The sequence below is a fragment of the Paenirhizobium daejeonense genome (assembly GCF_014280875.1).
In the GTDB taxonomy this organism is placed as follows: domain Bacteria; phylum Pseudomonadota; class Alphaproteobacteria; order Rhizobiales; family Rhizobiaceae; genus Allorhizobium; species Allorhizobium daejeonense.
Window position 1 is genome coordinate 715,802 of sequence record NZ_JACLAL010000001.1, and the last position, 18,378, is coordinate 734,179.

Sequence of the window (18,378 nt, forward strand, 5' to 3'; positions counted from 1 at the left end):
CGCAGGCACGGCAGTCGCGAACGGGTTGGTCCAGGGTGGGGCCGTGCCCCTGAATGCCGACGGTATTGAATTTCGAAGCAAAACGCTGGCTACCCAATCGATTTTTCGCTGCGCCGCTGGTATAGACCATCCTCCCAGGGCATGAAAAGGCCCAAATGGAATGGCTTTTGGCTTCTCGGAGCTCAAGAATGCGGAAGGTGCATATCGTGTCTGTGAAGATGTCGCGCGGGCTGTTGGCCGCATTTTCGATGATAGTTCTAGCGGGCTGCAACGCCGGCAATCCCGGTGGTGCCCTTGGTTCGGCTTCAGAAAAGCCGGAAGCCAGCGCCGCCGCCTCTGCAGGTGCACCGGTCGTCCAGGGATTCTGCCCGACGATCGCCTTGCGGGACGGCACTTCATATTACCGGACTTACGCCAAGGGCGCGAAGGATGATGCGACCAAGATCGTCTACCAGGCGTCTCTTGCTGACACCACGCGCTCCTGCGTTCGGAACGAAGCGAACCTGACGATCACCGCGATGGTTCAGGGGCGCCTTGTGGCTGGTCCGGAAGGAAAGGCAGGCGCCGTCAATTTGCCGATCCGAGTTGCGGTAACGGATGGCGACACCGTACTTTACTCGGAACTGACACAGCATCCGGTAACGCTTGCCGATGCCTCGCAGCCGACGCAGTTTATCTTTTCCAAGCAGGTCAGCATTCCGGCGACGGCTAGCGGACTGACAAGAGTCTTCATCGGTTTCGACGAAGGTCCGAAGAAAAAGTAGGTTCGTCAGCCAAAAGAGCCGCCAAGCTCGAAAAACAAAATAGGCAAAGGTTGCCATCTGCAACGGATGGTAAGACACCACATGCCGGGGGGCATAGGTGAAAACTGGAGTAATCAGGAATCCCGTGTCCGGCGGGAAGGCGTTCGCACGCGCGTGGCCGACGCTTCTTCAGGCGTTGAACAGACGTTTCCCGGATATCGATGTTCGCGAGACCACTGCTGCCGGACAGGCGGCATATCTGGCGCGTGAGCTTGTTGACTGCGGGTGCGAACTTGTCATCGCAGTCGGTGGTGATGGCACGGTGAGCGATGTCGTTGACGGCATCCTCTCTTCCAGTCGGCCCAGAACGGCCTTTTCCCTGATCCCCAACGGAACCGGTTGTGATTTTGCCCGTAATTTCAGGCTGGCAAAAACGCCAGAGTCTATCGTTAATCAGATCGCTGCGGCTCCCCTTCGCTGCATCGATGTCGTGCGCCTCAGCGGTACGGCGGTGGACGGCGGCAATGTCGTTCGCCATTTCGCCAATATCGCGAGCGTCGGCGTTTCAGGAGAGATCGTCCGCAGCATGAACGAAGCGCCCCGTAATCTATTGATGGGCGGTTCGACGCGTTTCATGCTCTATTCCGCGCTTGGGATTATTCGTTATCGGCCACAGTCGGTGCGGGTCGTCATCGATGGAGAGGACGTTTATGCCGGAGCCGTGACGGTGGCATGCATCGCCAATGGCGCATGGTTCGGTGGTGGCATGCATGTCGTCCCGCAGGCTGACCTGACGGATGGTCTGCTCGATGTCGCCGTGATGAGGGCGACTTCCAAGATTGGTCAACTTGGACTGCTGGCCCGGCTTCACAGGGCGGCGCATGTCAGCCATCCCCTGTTGAGTTTTCACAAAGGGCGTACGGTGGAGATCACTCCCATCGGTGAGGGACGCTTTTCCTGCGAGGCGGATGGGGAAAATCCCGGTCTGTCGGCGCTGCGGGCCGAAATCCTGCCCGCAGGCCTTGCCATGCGTATCTGACGATCACCGTTCCAGGCCGGGGAGGGGATCAGGCAGATCAGATCACCCCGGCCCAATTTTCCATTGCCGCTATCACGGCTGGAAGATCCGCCATGCGCGCGATCACCGTTTCCGCTCCGGCATCCGTCAGGCGGTCCGCATGCGAGGGGTAAGTGTGCGAGGCACCAGTAAATCCGATGACCCGCATGCCTGCGGCGCGGGCCGCGTGAACTCCGTGTACGGAATCCTCAACGACGACGACCTTGTCTGGGGCTACGCCGAACTGCGCCGCACCATGCAGGAAGATGTCCGGTTTTGGCTTGACCCTGTCAGGGCCGAGATCCTTGGCCGAATAGATGTGCGGCGTAAAGAATTCCTTGAGGCCGACCTTGGTCAGCATCATGTCGAGGCGGGCGGAAGAGGAGTTCGAGCAGATGCAGCGAGGACCCTTGAGTCGCGAAAGCGCGAACACCACACCATCGATGATCTTCACTTCCCGTGCCAGTCGCTGGTCGAGCAGGGCTTCCGACTTGTCGAGCAGGCTTGCCGAAAGCGGAATGTCGATTTCCTTCTCGATGGTGAGAAGGATGTCCTTCCACGTCATGCCGGCGAAGCGTTCGCCCATTTCCTCGACGCTGATCGGATAGCCTGCTTCATTCAAAAGCTTGGATTCGACCCGGGCCGCGATGATCTCGGAATCGACGAGCACGCCGTCGCAATCGAAAATGGTAAGGTCGAAACCGCTCATGGTGGGAGGTCCTGTGGGTACCGTTGGGAGGAGGCTTCACGTACACGAAGAGCCAGCAAAGGACAATCCGCAAGTGACGGACGTCAGGTGCCCTGCGGTTTCGACGAAGCAAGCGCGAGCAGCTGCCGTTCGATATGGGGGAGGTCGCGGACCGTTTCCCGGTCTTCCTGCAACAGGTCTGCGAGCCAGACGCCATCGGCGGCAAGGCGTGCAATTTCCAGCATCGGCGCGTCATCCGTCGTCCGGTGCTCACCAAGCTTTCGCTCAAGCCATTGAGACCAGAGTTGCCGAAGCGCGGGTTCCGAAATCATGGAAACAGAAAGGGCGGCCCATGGGCTGCTCTTTCCAAGCTTTCGGTCTGCGAAGATCGCCCTGACATAGGCGCGGGTGAAGCGCCCGCGCATCTCGCTATCTTCCGCCATGTAGAGGTCGATTTCCTGATCGAGCTTTTCGAGCAGGTCGGCGAAGACGGCCTCGACGAGCGCCTGCTTGCTGGCGAAATGATGCAGGAGACCGCCCTTGGTGACGCCCGCCCGATCCGCCACTGCCTGAATGGTGATCGCCGCCGGTCCGCCGCCGACCGCCAGTGCAGCCGTCTGGTCCAGCAGCGCGCGGCGAACCAGGTCCGGCTGTTTGCGTCTGGTATAGGCGCTTTCCGTCATCCGTGCGTGACCGAGTTGGAGAATGCATTCATCACGATTACACCAGCCACGATCAGGCCGATGCCGGTCATCGCCGCCGGATCGAGCGACTGCTTGAACACAAAGACGCTGATGAGGGCTGTGAGGATGATGCCGAGGCCGCCCCACATTGCATAGGCGATGCCGAGTGGCATGCCTTTGAGCGCCTGTGACAAAAGATAGAACGACACGGCATAAAGCGCGACCATGGCCACGGTCGGCCCAAGCTTGGTGAACTGGGCGGATTTTTGCAGGAAAGTCGTGCCGATTACTTCGCAGATGATTGCGCCGGCAAGTGAGCTGTAGGCAAGGACAACGGGATTCATGGATGGATGGATCTCACATTTGGTTGCCATAAGGATACCGTCTGGTCGGTATCTTTTCAAGATGTGACCATGAGTGAGTACGGAAAGGGCGGGCAATGCTAGTCTTAAATAGGAAACATGGCGGCGAATCGCCGTTCGCCTTCGGGGGTGAAATGGATGACCCGGCTTCCTGTTTCCCGGCGGGCAAGGCCGGCATCGAGAAAATGGGAAAGCAGCGCCCGCCCGAGGGAGCCGGAGAGATGCGTGCGCCGCTCGCTCCAGTCGAGGCAGGCTCGGCAAATGGGCCGCCTGAGCGCTTTGAGCATGTCGACGTCTATGCCATGACCGGTAACCATCTTCTCCCCCGCCTCGGTCAGTTGCGGATGCTCCTCGTCGCCCGCGATGGCGCCGGTTGCGCGCAGGCTGTCGAGCATACGAACGCCATAGTCTCCGGCAAGGTGATCGTAGCAGATCCGCGCCTTGCGTAGTGCCGGTTCCTTCGGTCCCGTCCGGTGTCGGAGGTGACCGCGGCTCGCCGCAAATCCCATCAGGCTTTCGATCAGGGCTCCGACGCCGGCATCGGCAAAGGTGAAATAGCGGTGGCGGCCCTGCTTGCGCTGGCGGATCAGGCCGCCTTCCTCAAGCTTGGCTAGGTGCGAGCTTGCCGTCTGCAGGGTGATTCCGGCCGCGCCGGCAAGCTCCGTCGCCGTCAGCGCGCCGCCTCCCATGAGAGACAGCAGCATATTGGCGCGGGCGGGGTCGCCGATCAGGGCGGCGATGCGGGCAATGTCCGGTCCCTCTTTCATACTTCGATCGTAACCGAAGCATACCGTGCCGGCAATATGGCAGAAGGAGGTAGGAAGCAAAGGAGAATGCCAATGATTACCTGTGTCATCCGATACGAGATCGATCCCTTCGCCAAGGAGGAATTCGCCACCTATGCCCGCAACTGGGGCGAGGCCATTCCGCGCTGCGGAGCCGATCTCGTCGGATACTTCGCCCCGCATGAGGGCTCCTCGACCACCGCCTATGGCATCTATCATCTGGAGAGCCTTGCGGAATACGAAGCCTATCGAGCCCGGCTGGCCGAGGATCCCCTTGGACGGGAAAACTACCAGTTCGCCGCGAGCGAAAAATTCATCATCCGCGAGGATCGCCTGTTCCTGAAATGCGTGTCCACGCCTCATGCCGCGAGGGCGGTGCGGTGATTGCCGTGATTTTCGAGGTCGTGCCGACATCCGGCGCGCGTGACGTCTATCTCGATATCGCGGCGGAGTTGAAGCCTCGCCTTGAGGACATTGATGGCTTCCTCTCCATTGAGCGTTTCGAGAGTCTCTCCATGCCGGGAAAGATCCTGTCCCTTTCCTTCTGGCGGGACGAAAAGGCAGTGGCGCGCTGGCGCAATCTTCCCGAACATCGCGCCGCCCAGCGGGCTGGAAGGGAAGGTGTCTTTGCCGACTATCGGCTTCGGGTCGCGCATGTCCTGCGAGACTACGGTCTCGACCGGCGCGACGAGGCGCCGGTGCACAGCAGGGCAATCCATTCCGCATCGTGATCTAAAGCATGTCGCGCAAAAGTGTGCAGCGGTTTTGCGATAACGGCATGCGAAAAATCAAAGACTTAAAGCGTGGGAGCAAATCTGAAAGATCGCGACGCGCTTTAGGCACCCGGCTTGCCTCGACAAGCCGGGTGCCGCCGACTATGCATGTCCGCATGCAGAAAGATCAGGACGATACGATTGCGAGCCGCATCAGTCGGGCCCTTGCCGAGCGCATCATCCATGGCGAGCTCGTGCCAGGCTCCCGTCTCGCCCAGGACCACATTGCCGAGGAATTCGGAGCGAGCCATGTGCCGGTGCGCGAAGCCTTCCGTCGTCTCGAAGCGCAGGGCCTCGTCATCAGCCTGCCGCGCCGTGGCGTGCGTGTAGCCTCCTTCGACCTGAAGCAGGTGCGCGAAGTCGCGGAGATGCGGGCGGCTCTCGAGGTTCTCGCTCTCAGGCATGCCATGCCCAACATGACGCCTGATGTGCTCGATGCCGCCGAGCGGGCGGCGAGCGATGCCGATGCCGCAAGAGATGTGCAGACCTGGGAAGAGGCGAACCGTCGCTTCCATCGCCTGATTGTCTCCACCTGCGACATGCCGCGCCTGCTCGCTGTCATCGACGACCTGCATGCAGTCAGCGCCCGTTTTCTCTTCATCGCCTGGCGGGCGGGCTGGGAAGCCCGCACCGACCACGACCACCGCGCCATCCTTTCCGCGCTCCGTCAGGGCAGGGCGTCCGATGCCTGTGCCATTCTTGAGCGGCACGTGCAGTGGATCGGCCGCGCTCCCATGCCGAAGACCGGTGCCCGCGAGGACGAAGGTTTCGCCATTGTTGGCTAAAAATTATAGATAAAATTTGAAGTCAATTTTGATCCGACCATGATATTGTATTTGACGGATTTTTTTGTTTTTCAGGATCTCTTTTCTCTGGTTGAGGGTCGCTTTCCCGCTGAGAAGATTTCTGTCTCTCGTATGCGGGCGATCTTCTTGGCTTGTTTGGAATCAAAAAATAGATAAAAATTCTCGCGTGAAGAAAATTATCTATAAAATGGAGATCCAGATGGCTTCCTCTTCTTCCATGACCGGTCGCTTCGACCCGTTCGGCATCGCTGCGCGTCCGGCGGCTGTTCGGGCCGCCCTTGTTCTTGCCGGCACCGCTGTGCTTGCGCTTGCCTCGCAGATTTCGGTGCCGATGGTGCCGGTTCCGATCACCATGCAGACCTTCGCGATCACCATGATCGGCGTGCTCTATGGCTGGCGTCTCGGTGCCGCAACCGTCCTGGCTTGGCTCGGCGAGGCTGCCATCGGGCTGCCGGTGCTGGCGAATGGCACCGGCGGGCTTGCACCGTTCATGGGGCCGACCGCCGGTTATCTAGTATCTTTCCCGATCATCGCAGCGCTTGTCGGCTTTCTGGCTGAGAAGGGCTGGACGGGACAGCGCGTGGCGCTCAGCTTTTCCGCACACGCTCTCGCCAACCTGCTTTGCCTTGCCATCGGCGGCGCATGGCTGATGGCTCTTCTCGGTGTGGAAAAGGGGCTCGTCCTTGGTGTGACGCCCTTCATCCTCGGGGCCGTCCTGAAGTCGGCTCTGGCTGCTGCCGTTCTCATGGCGATCGGACGTCGTTTCGTCAGGAACTGAAGGTGGCGATCCGCCTCAGGCCTCATCACCTTCTGTGCATGCTGACATTCGTCGGCAGGGGATATTCGCCGCGTTTCACCGCCAATTACGAGGTGTTGGCGCGGCGACTTTCCCGAGGCGAAACCATCATCCTCGTGGAGGGGCCGGACGATATCTGTGCCCCTCTGCTGGAAGACGAGAACGTTCCCCATTGCCTCGGCGAGAGCGTCTGCGGTCGCGATGCCGAAGCGCTTGCCGCGGTCTCGCACCTGCTCGGACGCCCCCTGTCTGTCGGCTCCTCGATCGTGCCCGGCCCGAGCCTGTTCAGAAAGCTTCGCCTTCACTTTTCATCCGGCGGGCTTCGCGCCGCCTGTGCCGGGTGCGAGTGGGGGAGCCTTTGCGATCATGTTGCGGAAGGCGGATACCGCGAGGTGCGTATCCGTTGATTTGCAGGCGGCGGCATTGACCGCCGCCTGCGCATTTCCGGCACTCCTTGTGCCGTCCTGATCCTCGTCAATGGAAATTCGCCTCAGCCATTCAGCCTTTGGTAACCAAGTTCGGTAACCATAAGCCTCGTATCCCCGTGCTGCGTCAGCGTAACAGTGAGTATCCGATGGCTTCCGTATTTCCGCTCGCCGATCTTCGCCGTTCCACCGATCCTTTTTCCTGGGTCGACAGCATCATCAAGGGCGATTGCGTCGCTGCGCTCGAAGCGCTTCCCGACAAGTCCGTCGATGCGATTTTCGCCGATCCGCCCTATAACCTGCAGCTTGGCGGCAGCCTGCATCGCCCCGACCAGTCGCTGGTCGATGCCGTCGATGACGAATGGGACCAGTTTGCATCCTTCGAGGCCTATGACGCCTTCACCCGCGCATGGTTGCTCGCCTGCCGCCGCGTTCTCAAGCCGACCGGCACCATCTGGGTCATCGGCTCCTATCACAACATCTTCCGCGTCGGCGCGACGTTGCAGGACCTCAATTTCTGGATCCTGAACGACATCGTCTGGCGCAAGACCAACCCGATGCCGAACTTCAAGGGACGGCGGTTCCAGAATGCTCATGAGACCATGATCTGGGCCTCTCCGGATGCCAAGGCCAAGGGCTATACGTTTAATTACGATGCCCTGAAGGCGTCGAACGACGACGTCCAGATGCGCTCCGACTGGCTCTTCCCGATCTGCGCCGGTGGCGAACGGCTGAAGGGCGATGATGGCAAGAAGGTGCATCCAACCCAGAAGCCGGAAGCCCTGCTGGCCCGTGTCATCATGGCCTCCACCAAGCCCGGCGACATCGTGCTCGACCCCTTCTTCGGTTCGGGAACCACGGGTGCTGTCGCTAAGCGTCTCGGCCGCCATTTCGTCGGCATCGAGCGCGAGCAGGATTATATCGACGCTGCCTCGGCACGCATCGCCTCTGTCGAACCGCTAGGCAAGGCCGAACTCACCGTCATGACTGGCAAGAAGGCCGAGCCGCGCGTCGCGTTCAACACGCTGGTCGAGAGCGGTCTGGTCAAGCCGGGTCAGGTGCTGACCGATGCGCGTCGTCGCCATTCGGCAATCGTGCGTGCCGATGGCACCATTGCATCTGGTGGTGAAGCCGGCTCCATTCATCGCCTCGGCGCTCGCGTCCAGGGACTGGATGCCTGCAACGGCTGGACCTTTTGGCACTTCGAGGACGGGAGCGCTCTTCGACCCATCGACGAACTCAGGGCTGTCATTCGCAGCGGAATGTCGAAGCTGGATTGATCCCCCGCCGAATACCGGCGGCGGGTCGAGGTTTTGAACCGGACGATCCACCAGCTTTTGATAGCCGCGACCCGATTTCCAGAATTCTCCGGCCGGTTAAGTACCTCTAGTCCCGGCAGGAGACCTTGACGCCCGGTGTGCCACGCACCGGGCGTCATTTCATTTGATCAAACCTTGTAGTCGGTCACATCGACCGAGATGATCCTACCGTCTGCGTTGAATGTTATCGTTTCCTCGCCGAAGCGGATGAGGGGTTCACCGGTCTGCGCATTGGTAGCCTTCAGGCGCCAGACCGAGCGTGCGGCCGATGGCGAGACGATTTCGATCAGTTCGTCGGTTGCGACCTGATCCGGATATGTTTCGAAATAGCGGCGAAAGGCTGCCATGATATCAGGCTTGCCCTTCAGTCCGCCGACCTTGACCGAACCATAGACCGCATCCTCGGCAAAGAAGTCGTCGATTGTGTCGAAGTCGAGTGCGTTGATGGCTTCGTGAAAAACACGCACTGCATGGGCCGGGTCGAAACTCACGCAAGATTCCTTTCTGTGCAAACCGGGATCAATGGCCCGGTTCTAGCCCTGAAAGGCTATTGACGGAAAGACAGCTACAGGCAAGTTTTGCTTTATATGAATATTCGGAAATAAGAACGGACGGGGAGGAGGGTTCCCAACCGCAACGACACAGTCGGAAAGTTCGCTGCCGCGAGCTTTTATTGGCTCGTGTCTACAGTCCAATTCGGCCGCGCTAGCGGTTGGACTGGCGCAGGATGGGAACCGCCAGTCCCGCCTGCGCCAGAACTTTTTTGCGATCTTTTCTGCAAGGCACGGGTAGGGCGCCAAACCCTCAGGCTATTTCAGCCTTCAGCGTCGCCATGTCGATCACGAACCGGTATTTGATATCGCGATGTTCCATGCGGGCAAAGGCCATGTTGATGTCCTGCATCGCAATCGTCTCGGTGTCGGGAAGGATCTGACGTTCGGCGCAGAATTTCAGAAGTTCTATCGTCTCGGCTATGCCCCCGACGATGGATACGGAAATCTGCTTTCTGCCTCGCAATAGGGATTCCGGTCTTATCGTGCCATGGCTGCCCAGACTTCCGATGATGACGAGCGAGCCTTCGAGGCTCAGAAGGTCGAGGTAAATGGAAAGGTCGTGGGGGACCGGGATCGTGTCGAGAATATAATCGAGATGGCCCGACGCATCCGCCATGGCCTGCTCGTCGGAGATGAGAACCACATTTGTTGCCCCGAGTTTCCGTGCATCCTCGATTTTGGTCGGCGATGATGTGATGACTGTGACCTGCGCGCCGAGCGCCACCGCAAGCTTGACCGCGATATGTCCGACGCCGCCTAGGCCGACGATGCCTACGCGGCTGCCAGCGCCGATCTCCCAACGGCGCAGTGGCGACCAGCCGGCAATGCCGGCGCACAGCAGCGGCGCTGCGCGGTTCACCGCAAGGCCTTGGGGAAGGCGTATCACGAACTCTTCCGATACGACGATGCCGGTTGAATACCCGCCATAGGTTACTTCGCCACTTACCCGGTCACGGCTGTTGTAGGTCAAGGTAGGACGGTTGAGGCAATATTGCTCCTCGCCAGCGGCGCAGTGGGCACATTCGAGGCAGGCATCGACGATGGGGCCGACGGCGACGATATCTCCCGGCCTGAATTTTCGTACCGAACCACCCACGGCAAGAACCCTGCCGATGATTTCCTGGCCGGGAACAACGGGATACACGGTGTTTTGCCAGTCGTTTCTGGCATGGTGGAGGTCGGAGTGGCAGACGCCGCAATAGAGGATGTCGATTTCCACATCCTCCGGTCTCGGTTTGCGCCGGTCGAATGTCCACCCGATCATCGAGCCGCCTACTTCGGATGCGGCATAGCCCTTCGCAATCATCGATAGCCTCCAACGCGTGGTGGAACTGAACAACAGTTCTCCCGCCACGAACGGCATTCCGGTGGCGGATGATACCGGAATGCCGGGCTCGGTGGGGGACGAACCGGTCACTCAAAAAGCGACCTGTTTATAACTATACGGATTACGAAGTGTTCGTCTATCGAATTTTTGCGTCGCGGCGAAGAGACTGTGCGTTCTCCGCAATCTGCTCCATAAGATCGATGTAGATGTCGCGATCGCCGGACTTCAGGGATTCCAGCACCGCCTCACAGCTTGCTCGTTTGGCGGCCGTAATGCGATCCTGCAACTGCTGTCCCAGCGGTGTGAGCTGAAGTCGGACGGTACGCCTGTTTTCCTCACACCGCCGACGCACGATCAGGCCTTTGCGGACGAGACGGTCAACGACGGTGGTGGCTGTCGAAAGAGGCGAGGAGAGTTCGTTGGCGACATCGCCCATGGTGCAGTCAGGATAGGCGCCGACGAATGCGATGACCGATAGATCGGAGAGGTTGAGGCTGGAATAGGGTGTGTCTGCCATGATCTGGCATTCGACCTTGAACAGCGGCGCCATGCGGCGCAGGCATTCCCAAAGTCGTTCCGCGTCTTCCGGCCTGACCATTTTCTTCTTTTACCCCATTATCTTGCCACCCCGATTTGGGGTGGTCGTCTATCGTGGCGCGGTTGCTAAACTGAGGCAACCGGCGAAATCTGGCCTTTCGGGTCAGTGTGTGACGCCGAAGCTGGCGAGGTCACTTTTCAGCTGCTCGGCGCCGATGAACTGCACGGCCTGCCAGCCGGAGGCCTGTGCGCCTTCGACATTTTCCATCACATCATCAATGAAGAGCGTCGCCGATGGTTCCAGCCCGAAATCCGCTGCATGGCACTGGTAGATCTCGACATCCGGCTTGATGAGGCCGATCTCGCCGGAAACGGTAACGCCGCGAGGAAGGTTCAGAAAGGGAAAGATTTCGCGCGCTTCCCTGAAGGTGTCAGCGGCGAAGTTGGTCAGCATCGTAACGTCGCGGCCTGCATCGACGAGGGACGTCAGTATCTCGACACTATCCTGGTAGGCGTAGGGAACCATGGCGCGCCAGTTCTTGCGGAACGCACGGATATCGGCTTCGCGATCGGGGAAGCGGGTAATGAGCTCTGCCTCCGCATCGGCCCAGCTTCTTCCACGGTCCTGTTCCAGATTCCAGGCGCTGGTGCAGACATTGGAGAAAAACCAGCGGCGCTCCGCCTCGTCGGGGATGATCTTCGAATATGGGAGGTTGGGGTCGTAATGGATCAGGACCTTGCCGATGTCGAAGACGATGTGGCGGATGGCGGACATGCATTATCCTCTGCTGACCGGGAAGGCTTCCGGAATGGCCTGCGAAATCGCTTTTTTCATTACGGTTGGCAAGGCTTGCGCATCAAGATTTGCGACATCCTCCCACCAACCGTGAACATCGGCGCCTTCGGGCGCCGGCCCATGAAAGCGATAGATGCTCAGGCGAAGTTCGAAATGGGTAAAGACGTGAGTGACAGTGCCGCAGGCCTGCCATTCGGCGGAAAAGGGGGCCGCGGAGGTTCCCGTTTCGCCGTCCTTGCGGGAGTTCCAGGCAGTCGTCGGCACCTCCGTCATGCCGCCCAGCAGTCCGGTTTCAACCCGGCGGCGCAGGAGCACCTTGCCCTCCATGTCGATGGCGATGAAGGCAGCCCCCTGACGGATCGGCTTGTCTTTCTTGGCGGCTTTGACCGGAAATCGTTCCGGATCATGTCCGTCGAGCGCGCGACAGTCGCCGCGAAACGGACAGAGTGCGCAGGCAGGCCGCTTCGGGGTACAGATGGTTGCTCCGAGATCCATCATCGCCTGCGCGAAATCCCCTGGACGATCGATTGGCGTCAGTTCTGCCACACGCGTCTTCATTGCGGGCTTCGAACCGGGAAGGGGGGCATCGATGGCAAAGAGGCGGGAAATCACCCGTTCCACATTTCCGTCCATCACCGCCGCAGGGCGGTTGAAGGCGATAGCGGCGACGGCTGCGGAGGTGTAGTCGCCGATGCCGGGAAGGCTGCGAAGACCGTCTTCCGTATCGGGAAAGCGCCCGCCATGAAGGCTTGCAACCGCTTCGGCGCATTTCTTCAGGTTTCGGGCGCGGGCGTAATAGCCGAGGCCGGCCCAGGCCGCCATAACGTCTTCGGAGGGCGCGGCCGCCAGTGCGTCGATGGTTGGCCATCGCGCCACGAACTTGGCGAAATAGGCCTTCACTGCCTGAACCGTGGTCTGCTGCAGCATCACCTCGGAAAGCCAGATGTGATAAGGTTCCGGCCGGATGCCGCGCGCCGCCATGGACGGAGAAATCCGCCAGGGAAGATCGCGGTGATGGCGGTCGTACCAGTCGAGCAGTTCTTCTGCGAGCGTGCGCCCTGTTGTCGGAGTGGGGGAGGTGTTCATTGGCTGGAACATAGGGGCAGCGCCGCTTTTCGCCAATTGCCGCCTGTGCAAAAGTTGGGGAATGCGGCCCCCTTCGGCGGTGCCGGGAACGGAACGTGCCAACGGGCAGGTGCCTGTGCCGCGCGTTCCGTCTTTTTACACAGGCTTTCCAGCGATATATCTTTTTGTCGAGACGCCCGTGATCGGCGTCGCCAAGACGTGGTATGGAATTCAATGACTGCTATATGGGGGCGAAATGCTTCGTTCCTCTCGAACAGGATGAATGCGGGTCATGGCCCCAATTGAAAAGTCTCAGCGCTTCAGGCGTAGGGGAGAATTGCAGATCTCCGAAATCGCCAATGGAATCATCGATCCGGTGCTGTCGCGCCGTGCGGGTATTTCGACTGCGCTACTTGGGTCTTGGGACGAAATCGCCGGTGAGAACTTTGCCGAGTGTTCCCGTCCGGAAAAGATCGCCTGGCCACGTCGCGGCGATCCGGGTGACGAGGGAGGCCATCGGCCCGGTGTCCTGACGATTGCCTGCGAAGGCGCGCGGGCGCTTTTCCTTTCCCATGCCCAGGGAGAGTTGATCGCTCGTATCAACGGCTTCTTTGGTTATCCCGCGATCAGTCAGATCCGCATTGTCCAGAAACCCGTGTCGACGGCCTCTTTGCGTCCTTCCCGTCCACGCAAGCTGGAAGGCGAAAAGGCGAAAAGGCTTGCCGCGATGATGGATGGGATCGAGGATGAGAAGCTGAGACTGGCGATCGAGCGGCTCGGCACCGGTGTGCTGTCGCGGCGTAAGCGTTGACGCACTGTCGTCATACCGCAAACATGGAGAAGAATTAATCTGTTAGCGGTGAAAAGGTCACGATTCTTTGATGAAACGGCATTCCCGCCGCCTTGTTTGCGGCCGCGTCGCATTATAACGGTGGTTCAAACTCAAAACAGCTCTAACGGGTGTCCCATGTCGAACCTTGAACTTAAACTCACCAAGCGCAGCCTGCTGAGCGGCATTGCCGTCGCCGGTGTCGGCGTGGCGTTTTCCTCTCCCGCGGCTGCCGTTGACATTCCGAAGCCGGACCGCGACGTCGACATGGAAGAAGTGCTGAAGCCGGGCCCGCTGAAGGACATGGCGCTCGGCGACGCGAACGCTCCGGTCAAGATCGTCGAATATATGTCAATGACCTGCCCGCATTGCGCCAATTTCCATGCCAAGACCTTCGATACGATCAAGGAAAAATACATCGATACCGGCAAGGTGTATTTCATCCTTCGCGAATTCCCGTTCCCGCGCGACACCGCATCGCTCGCCGCCTTCATGCTGGCGCGTTGCACGCCGGAGGATCGCTACTTCCCCTTCGTCTCCATGTTCCTGAAGCAGCAGATGGCCTGGGCCGCTCCGGCGGATAACGATGTGCGGGCGGCGATGCTGCAACTGTCGAAACTTGGTGGTTTTACACAGGAGAGCTTTGACGCCTGCTTGACGAACGCGCAGCTTGCCGCTGATGTGACGGCGGGCAGGGACCACGCGGCAAAGGATTTCGGCATCCAGTCGACGCCAACCTTCCTGATCAATGGCAAGAGCTATTCTGGAGACATGTCGGTTGAAACCATGTCGGCGCTCATCGACAGTCTGCTCTGATCCGCGCTTCGGACTGATGTCGGGCGGCGGCAGGACACGTGCGGCCGATTTCCCGATCTTCGTCGGCGGAGAGGTTGAATGAAGTTCAACCGTCTCCGCCTTCTCGGCTTCAAATCCTTCGTGGAGCCGACGGAATTCATCATCGAGCGAGGCCTGACAGGCGTTGTCGGCCCTAACGGGTGCGGCAAGTCCAATCTTGTCGAAGCCCTGCGCTGGGTGATGGGTGAAAACTCCTACAAGAACATGCGCGCGTCCGGCATGGACGACGTGATCTTCTCCGGTTCAGGCAACCGTCCGGCGCGCAATACCGCCGAGGTCGGTCTTTACCTCGATAACGCGGATCGTACCGCGCCCGCATCCTTCAACGACGCCGATGAAATCCAGGTAACGCGCCGTATCGAGCGCGGCGAGGGCTCGGTCTACCGTATCAACGGCAAGGAAGCCCGTGCGAAAGACGTTCAGCTTCTCTTTGCCGATGCCTCCACCGGCGCCCGCTCACCCTCCATGGTCGGGCAGGGCCGCATCGGCGAACTCATTCAGGCAAAGCCTCAGGCGCGTCGGCAATTGCTGGAAGAAGCGGCCGGCATTTCCGGCCTGCATTCGCGCCGTCATGAGGCGGAGCTCAGACTGCGTGCTGCCGAAACCAATCTCGAACGGCTAGAAGACATCACCGCCCAGCTTGAAAGCCAGATCGAGAGCCTGAAACGTCAGGCTCGTCAGGCAAATCGCTTCAAGATGCTTTCTGCCGATATCCGCGCGCACGAAGCCATCCTGCTGCATATCCGCTGGAGCCAGGCCAAGCAGGCTGAAGGCGAGGCGGAAAGCGCATTGAACCAGGCAACCGCCATCGTAGCCGAAAAGGCGCAGGCGCAGATGGAGGCGGCTAAGGCCCAGGGCATTGCTAGCCTGAAGATGCCGGAACTGCGTGAGGAGGAGGCGCGCGCCGCCGCCGCCCTCCAGCGCCTGCAGATTGCCCGTACCCAGCTTGACGAAGAGGTGAGCCGCCTTCTCAAGCGTCGCGACGAGCTCACCCGGCGGATGGCGCAGCTTGGGGAAGACATCCGGCGCGAAGAGAGCATGGTCGCGGACAACGCCGAAGTGCTCGAACGGCTTTCGTCGGAAGAGGTTGAGCTTGAGGAGATTCTTGCCGATGCCGGCCGCTACGGCGAAGAAGCGCGCGAGACTTTCGAGGCCGCCGCTGCGACGCTTGCAGAGAGCGAGAAGCGGTTCACTGCGCTGACCGCCGAGCGCGCCGAAGCTGCTGCCGGCCGCAACCAGCTGGAACGCCTGATCCGCGATCTTGCCGACCGCCGCCAGCGTATCGAACGGCAGGCGGAAGAGGCTGCCCGCGAACTGGACCAGGTCACCGCCCGCATCGCTGCACTTCCCGACCCGGAAGAAAAACGGGAAATGGTGGAAGCGGCCGAACAGACGCTTTCAGACAACGAGGTCGCCGTCGCGGATGTAGAAACAGCTCTTGCCGAGGCTCGCCGCAGCGAAAGCATGCTGCGCGCACCGCTTGAAGCTGCTCGTTCGAAGCTCAACGGGCTGGAAACCGAGGCGCGTACGATCAGCCGCATGCTGGCCTCTGCCGCCGCCGGAGATTTTTCGCCTGTTGCCGACGAACTGACGGTTGACCGTGGTTTTGAAACGGCGCTCGGTGCCGCACTCGGTGATGATCTCGACAGTTCTCTGGATCCCTCCGCCCCGGCCCATTGGACGGATAATGGCGATGGTGCCGGTGATCCGCCGCTGCCGGAAGGGGTTGTTCCGCTTGCTGCGCACATGACCGCGCCAGCCGCGCTTGCCCGCCGTCTGCGCCAGATCGGTATCGCAGACGAAGCCGCGGCGCTGAGGCTGATGTCGCAACTTCGTCCCGGCCAGCGACTGGTCACGAAGGATGGTGCGGTCTATCGCTGGGACGGTCATGTGACGGGTTCCGAAGCGCCGAGCGCTGCGGCGCTTCGTCTGGCCCAGAAAAACCGTCTTGCCGAAATCGAGGGCGAGGTCGAGGAGGCGCGTTACGCGCTGTCCGAGGCCGAGGAACGTCTCGCGGAAGCGATGGAAGCGATCCGCATGGAGGAGGATAGGCTTTCGGAAGCGCGCGAGATGCAGCGCCTTTCGGTTCGCCACCTTGCCGATGCGCGTGAAGCGCTGACCCAGGCTGAGCGCGCCTCCGGCGATCTCGTGCGCCGCCGTGTCGTCATCGAGGAAGCCGTCAACGGCCTTAAGGGCCAGATCGAGGAAATTCTCGAACAGGAAGAAAACGCCCGGATAGAGATCGAGGAAACGCCGGATCTTTCCGCGCTCGACAGTCGTCTGCGCGAGGCCGAGGCCGAAGTCGCCACCGATCGCGGCAGGCTTGCCGAGGCGCGAGCCCGTTTCGAAGGCCTTGCCCGCGAGGACGAGAGCCGCCGCCGTCGCATTCTGGCGATCCGGCAGGAGCGGTCCACATGGCAGGCCCGTGCCAGAAGCGCGGAAGACCATATCGCCACCCTGCGTGAACGTGAGGCGGAAGCCCAGGACGAAATGATGGCGCTGGAACTCGCGCCCGACGAGTTCGACGAAAAACGCCGCGCCCTGCTGTCGGAACTGGATAAGGCCGATAAGGCAAGGCGCGAAGCCGCCGACCGCCTGATCGAGGCCGAGGGACGTCAGCGGGAAGCCGACAAGAAGGCGGCTGCTGCCCTTTCAGAACTTGCCGAAAGCAGGGAAAAGCGCGGCCGCGCGGAAGAACGTCTGGTTTCGGCGCGCGAGTGGCGCAAGGAGGCCGAGCAGCGTATTCAGGAAGGCCTGAATGTGCCTCCCCACGAGGCGTTCCGGCTGACTGGCCTGAAGGACCCGGCAGAGATGCCGGATCTTCGCGAAGTGGAACGCGACCTCGACCGCCTGCGGATCGAGCGCGAGCGTCTCGGCGCGGTCAACCTTCGCGCAGACGAGGAACAGAAGGAACTTTCCGACAAGCTCGAAGCGCTGGTTAAGGAGCGCGACGATGTGATCGACGCAATCCGCAAGCTGCGCGGCGCGATCCAGAGCCTCAATCGCGAGGGCCGCGAACGGCTGATTGCCGCTTTCGACGTGGTGAACGCCCAGTTTCAGCGGCTCTTCACCCATCTGTTCAATGGTGGCACGGCAGAGCTTCAGCTCATCGAGAGCGAAGACCCGCTGGAAGCCGGCCTCGAAATCCTCGCCCGGCCGCCCGGCAAGAAGCCGCAGACCATGACGCTGCTGTCCGGCGGCGAGCAGGCGCTGACGGCTATGGCGCTGATCTTCGCGGTGTTCCTCACCAACCCCGCGCCGATCTGCGTGCTGGACGAGGTGGATGCTCCGCTCGACGACCACAATGTCGAGCGTTACTGCAACCTGATGGACGAGATGGCGGCTTCGACCGAGACCCGTTTCGTCGTCATCACCCACAATCCGATCACCATGGCGCGCATGAACCGGCTGTTCGGGGTGACCATGGCCGAGCAAGGCGTATCGCAGCTCGTCTCCGTCGACCTCCAGACCGCGGAGGCGCTGCGCGAGCGAGAAGTCGTGTGATCGCGACATGCGGCAGACCTCAGGCAGGATGCGAATGAAAGCTGCCATCACCGCCAGTCTTGCCGCATTCGTTCTTCTCGCTCTTGCTCGTTCCGGGCAGGCAGACGATCAGCCGGTGCTCTCCGGAAACTTCCTCGCTTCCGTGCTTGCCTCCTCCGAACCGCATCGTGTCTCGCTGACCAAGCTCATCAAGGGCAGGCAACGGATGCCGGTCTGGGTGAAGTCGATGATGACCGATCCCCGCTATATTTCCCTTGCCTCGGAAAAGGTGGAGGTCGAAGGACGCCCGATGCAGTTCTTCAAGACCTGCGAGCCGAGAACCTGCGTGGACAGCGAAATGCGGGTGCTTTTTTCCGCCGATGGCAAGCATGCCGTCGTACTGGTTCGTGACAAGAAGCGCGGGGAGCAGTTTCTCGGCGATCCGAGCGCCGGGGAAAAGGAAGCGCTGGAGCGCTGAACTCCTTTCGCGGCCTC

General features: G+C 60.6%; 21 protein-coding genes. 12 read left to right on the forward strand and 9 right to left on the reverse strand.

What is annotated here, in order from left to right:
* Window positions 1-206 precede the first annotated feature (206 nt).
* Both H4I99_RS03445 and H4I99_RS03450 read left to right on the forward strand, forming a co-directional pair.
* Window positions 207-764, forward strand: a complete 558-nt coding sequence (locus H4I99_RS03445; RefSeq protein ID WP_163906228.1) for a hypothetical protein — start codon at window positions 207-209, stop codon at window positions 762-764.
* A 97-nt stretch (window positions 765-861) separates the two neighbouring features.
* The gene (locus H4I99_RS03450; protein WP_186663205.1) at window positions 862-1,782 is read left to right on the forward strand and encodes a YegS/Rv2252/BmrU family lipid kinase; all 921 of its coding nucleotides are present in this window, start codon (window positions 862-864) and stop codon (window positions 1,780-1,782) included.
* A gap of 37 nt (window positions 1,783-1,819) precedes the next feature.
* On the opposite strand, the gene H4I99_RS03455 is transcribed toward H4I99_RS03450, so the two are convergent.
* The 4 genes from H4I99_RS03455 to H4I99_RS03470 all read right to left on the reverse strand — a co-directional run bounded on the left by H4I99_RS03455 (window position 1,820) and on the right by H4I99_RS03470 (window position 4,300).
* Window positions 1,820-2,509 carry an HAD family hydrolase gene (locus tag H4I99_RS03455; RefSeq protein ID WP_163904590.1) on the reverse strand — a complete coding sequence of 230 codons (690 nt, stop codon included), beginning with the start codon at window positions 2,507-2,509 and terminating at the stop codon, window positions 1,820-1,822.
* Between the two features lie 83 nt (window positions 2,510-2,592).
* Window positions 2,593-3,171, reverse strand: a complete 579-nt coding sequence (locus tag H4I99_RS03460; RefSeq protein WP_163904592.1) for a TetR/AcrR family transcriptional regulator — start codon at window positions 3,169-3,171, stop codon at window positions 2,593-2,595.
* A complete protein-coding gene (locus H4I99_RS03465; RefSeq protein ID WP_163904593.1) occupies window positions 3,168-3,515 on the reverse strand; it encodes a DMT family transporter in 348 nt (115 codons plus the stop codon). Before H4I99_RS03465 ends, H4I99_RS03460 begins: the two co-directional genes overlap by 4 nt.
* A gap of 104 nt (window positions 3,516-3,619) precedes the next feature.
* Entirely contained in the window at window positions 3,620-4,300 is a 681-nt protein-coding gene (locus H4I99_RS03470) for an ArsR/SmtB family transcription factor (protein ID WP_163904595.1), read from the reverse strand.
* Between the two features lie 72 nt (window positions 4,301-4,372).
* Between H4I99_RS03470 and H4I99_RS03475 the strand changes: the two genes are divergently transcribed.
* The 6 genes from H4I99_RS03475 to H4I99_RS03500 all read left to right on the forward strand — a co-directional run bounded on the left by H4I99_RS03475 (window position 4,373) and on the right by H4I99_RS03500 (window position 8,398).
* The gene (locus tag H4I99_RS03475) at window positions 4,373-4,702 is read left to right on the forward strand and encodes an NIPSNAP family protein (RefSeq protein WP_163904597.1); all 330 of its coding nucleotides are present in this window, start codon (window positions 4,373-4,375) and stop codon (window positions 4,700-4,702) included.
* On the forward strand, window positions 4,699-5,049 hold the full coding sequence (locus H4I99_RS03480) for an antibiotic biosynthesis monooxygenase family protein (protein WP_163906230.1): 351 nt from the start codon (window positions 4,699-4,701) through the stop codon (window positions 5,047-5,049). The genes H4I99_RS03475 and H4I99_RS03480 overlap by 4 nt, the downstream gene beginning before the upstream one ends.
* A 158-nt stretch (window positions 5,050-5,207) precedes the next feature.
* Entirely contained in the window at window positions 5,208-5,876 is a 669-nt protein-coding gene (locus H4I99_RS03485; RefSeq protein WP_163904599.1) for a GntR family transcriptional regulator, read from the forward strand.
* 220 nt (window positions 5,877-6,096) lie between these two features.
* Complete coding sequence (locus H4I99_RS03490) at window positions 6,097-6,675, forward strand: biotin transporter BioY (RefSeq protein WP_163904601.1); 579 nt, start codon at window positions 6,097-6,099, stop codon at window positions 6,673-6,675.
* Window positions 6,676-6,677: 2 nt separating this feature from the next.
* The gene (locus tag H4I99_RS03495; protein ID WP_163904603.1) at window positions 6,678-7,100 is read left to right on the forward strand and encodes a DUF1284 domain-containing protein; all 423 of its coding nucleotides are present in this window, start codon (window positions 6,678-6,680) and stop codon (window positions 7,098-7,100) included.
* Between the two features lie 167 nt (window positions 7,101-7,267).
* Complete coding sequence (locus tag H4I99_RS03500) at window positions 7,268-8,398, forward strand: site-specific DNA-methyltransferase (protein WP_163904605.1); 1,131 nt, start codon at window positions 7,268-7,270, stop codon at window positions 8,396-8,398.
* A 167-nt stretch (window positions 8,399-8,565) separates the two neighbouring features.
* Here the strand turns inward: H4I99_RS03500 and H4I99_RS03505 are convergent, their stop codons facing one another.
* The 5 genes from H4I99_RS03505 to mutY form a co-directional block, all read right to left on the reverse strand.
* A complete protein-coding gene (locus tag H4I99_RS03505; RefSeq protein WP_163904607.1) occupies window positions 8,566-8,928 on the reverse strand; it encodes a nuclear transport factor 2 family protein in 363 nt (120 codons plus the stop codon).
* A 313-nt stretch (window positions 8,929-9,241) separates the two neighbouring features.
* Complete coding sequence (locus tag H4I99_RS03510; protein ID WP_342345154.1) at window positions 9,242-10,408, reverse strand: NAD(P)-dependent alcohol dehydrogenase; 1,167 nt, start codon at window positions 10,406-10,408, stop codon at window positions 9,242-9,244.
* A gap of 46 nt (window positions 10,409-10,454) precedes the next feature.
* Window positions 10,455-10,916, reverse strand: coding sequence for a MarR family winged helix-turn-helix transcriptional regulator (locus tag H4I99_RS03515; protein WP_163904609.1), 462 nt, complete (start codon window positions 10,914-10,916; stop codon window positions 10,455-10,457).
* Window positions 10,917-11,018: 102 nt separating this feature from the next.
* Complete coding sequence (locus H4I99_RS03520) at window positions 11,019-11,630, reverse strand: HAD family hydrolase (RefSeq protein WP_163904611.1); 612 nt, start codon at window positions 11,628-11,630, stop codon at window positions 11,019-11,021.
* A gap of 3 nt (window positions 11,631-11,633) precedes the next feature.
* Window positions 11,634-12,737, reverse strand: coding sequence for an A/G-specific adenine glycosylase (gene mutY / locus H4I99_RS03525; RefSeq protein WP_425314352.1), 1,104 nt, complete (start codon window positions 12,735-12,737; stop codon window positions 11,634-11,636).
* Window positions 12,738-13,008: 271 nt separating this feature from the next.
* On the opposite strand from mutY, the gene H4I99_RS03530 reads away from it, so the two are divergent.
* The 4 genes from H4I99_RS03530 (at window position 13,009) to H4I99_RS03545 (ending at window position 18,361) form a co-directional block, all read left to right on the forward strand.
* On the forward strand, window positions 13,009-13,527 hold the full coding sequence (locus tag H4I99_RS03530; RefSeq protein WP_163904615.1) for a DUF721 domain-containing protein: 519 nt from the start codon (window positions 13,009-13,011) through the stop codon (window positions 13,525-13,527).
* Between the two features lie 156 nt (window positions 13,528-13,683).
* Window positions 13,684-14,361 (forward strand): DsbA family protein, encoded by a 678-nt coding sequence (locus H4I99_RS03535; protein WP_163904617.1) that lies wholly within the window; start codon window positions 13,684-13,686, stop codon window positions 14,359-14,361.
* A gap of 78 nt (window positions 14,362-14,439) precedes the next feature.
* Window positions 14,440-17,904, forward strand: a complete 3,465-nt coding sequence (locus H4I99_RS03540; protein WP_163904619.1) for a chromosome segregation SMC family protein — start codon at window positions 14,440-14,442, stop codon at window positions 17,902-17,904.
* Window positions 17,905-17,938: 34 nt separating this feature from the next.
* Window positions 17,939-18,361 carry an Ivy family c-type lysozyme inhibitor gene (locus tag H4I99_RS03545; protein ID WP_163904621.1) on the forward strand — a complete coding sequence of 141 codons (423 nt, stop codon included), beginning with the start codon at window positions 17,939-17,941 and terminating at the stop codon, window positions 18,359-18,361.
* Window positions 18,362-18,378 lie beyond the last annotated feature (17 nt).

Coding starts and splice junctions, on each gene's coding strand:
- H4I99_RS03455 (WP_163904590.1), bottom strand. CDS start 2,509: ATGAGCGGTTTCGACCTTACCATTTTCGATTGCGACGGCGTGCTCGTC.
- H4I99_RS03460 (WP_163904592.1), bottom strand. CDS start 3,171: ATGACGGAAAGCGCCTATACCAGACGCAAACAGCCGGACCTGGTTCGC.
- H4I99_RS03465 (WP_163904593.1), bottom strand. CDS start 3,515: ATGAATCCCGTTGTCCTTGCCTACAGCTCACTTGCCGGCGCAATCATC.
- H4I99_RS03470 (WP_163904595.1), bottom strand. CDS start 4,300: ATGAAAGAGGGACCGGACATTGCCCGCATCGCCGCCCTGATCGGCGAC.
- H4I99_RS03475 (WP_163904597.1), top strand. CDS start 4,373: ATGATTACCTGTGTCATCCGATACGAGATCGATCCCTTCGCCAAGGAG.
- H4I99_RS03485 (WP_163904599.1), top strand. CDS start 5,208: ATGCAGAAAGATCAGGACGATACGATTGCGAGCCGCATCAGTCGGGCC.
- H4I99_RS03490 (WP_163904601.1), top strand. CDS start 6,097: ATGGCTTCCTCTTCTTCCATGACCGGTCGCTTCGACCCGTTCGGCATC.
- H4I99_RS03500 (WP_163904605.1), top strand. CDS start 7,268: ATGGCTTCCGTATTTCCGCTCGCCGATCTTCGCCGTTCCACCGATCCT.
- H4I99_RS03515 (WP_163904609.1), bottom strand. CDS start 10,916: ATGGTCAGGCCGGAAGACGCGGAACGACTTTGGGAATGCCTGCGCCGC.
- H4I99_RS03520 (WP_163904611.1), bottom strand. CDS start 11,630: ATGTCCGCCATCCGCCACATCGTCTTCGACATCGGCAAGGTCCTGATC.
- mutY (WP_425314352.1), bottom strand. CDS start 12,737: ATGAACACCTCCCCCACTCCGACAACAGGGCGCACGCTCGCAGAAGAA.
- H4I99_RS03530 (WP_163904615.1), top strand. CDS start 13,009: ATGGCCCCAATTGAAAAGTCTCAGCGCTTCAGGCGTAGGGGAGAATTG.
- H4I99_RS03535 (WP_163904617.1), top strand. CDS start 13,684: ATGTCGAACCTTGAACTTAAACTCACCAAGCGCAGCCTGCTGAGCGGC.
- H4I99_RS03540 (WP_163904619.1), top strand. CDS start 14,440: ATGAAGTTCAACCGTCTCCGCCTTCTCGGCTTCAAATCCTTCGTGGAG.
- H4I99_RS03545 (WP_163904621.1), top strand. CDS start 17,939: ATGAAAGCTGCCATCACCGCCAGTCTTGCCGCATTCGTTCTTCTCGCT.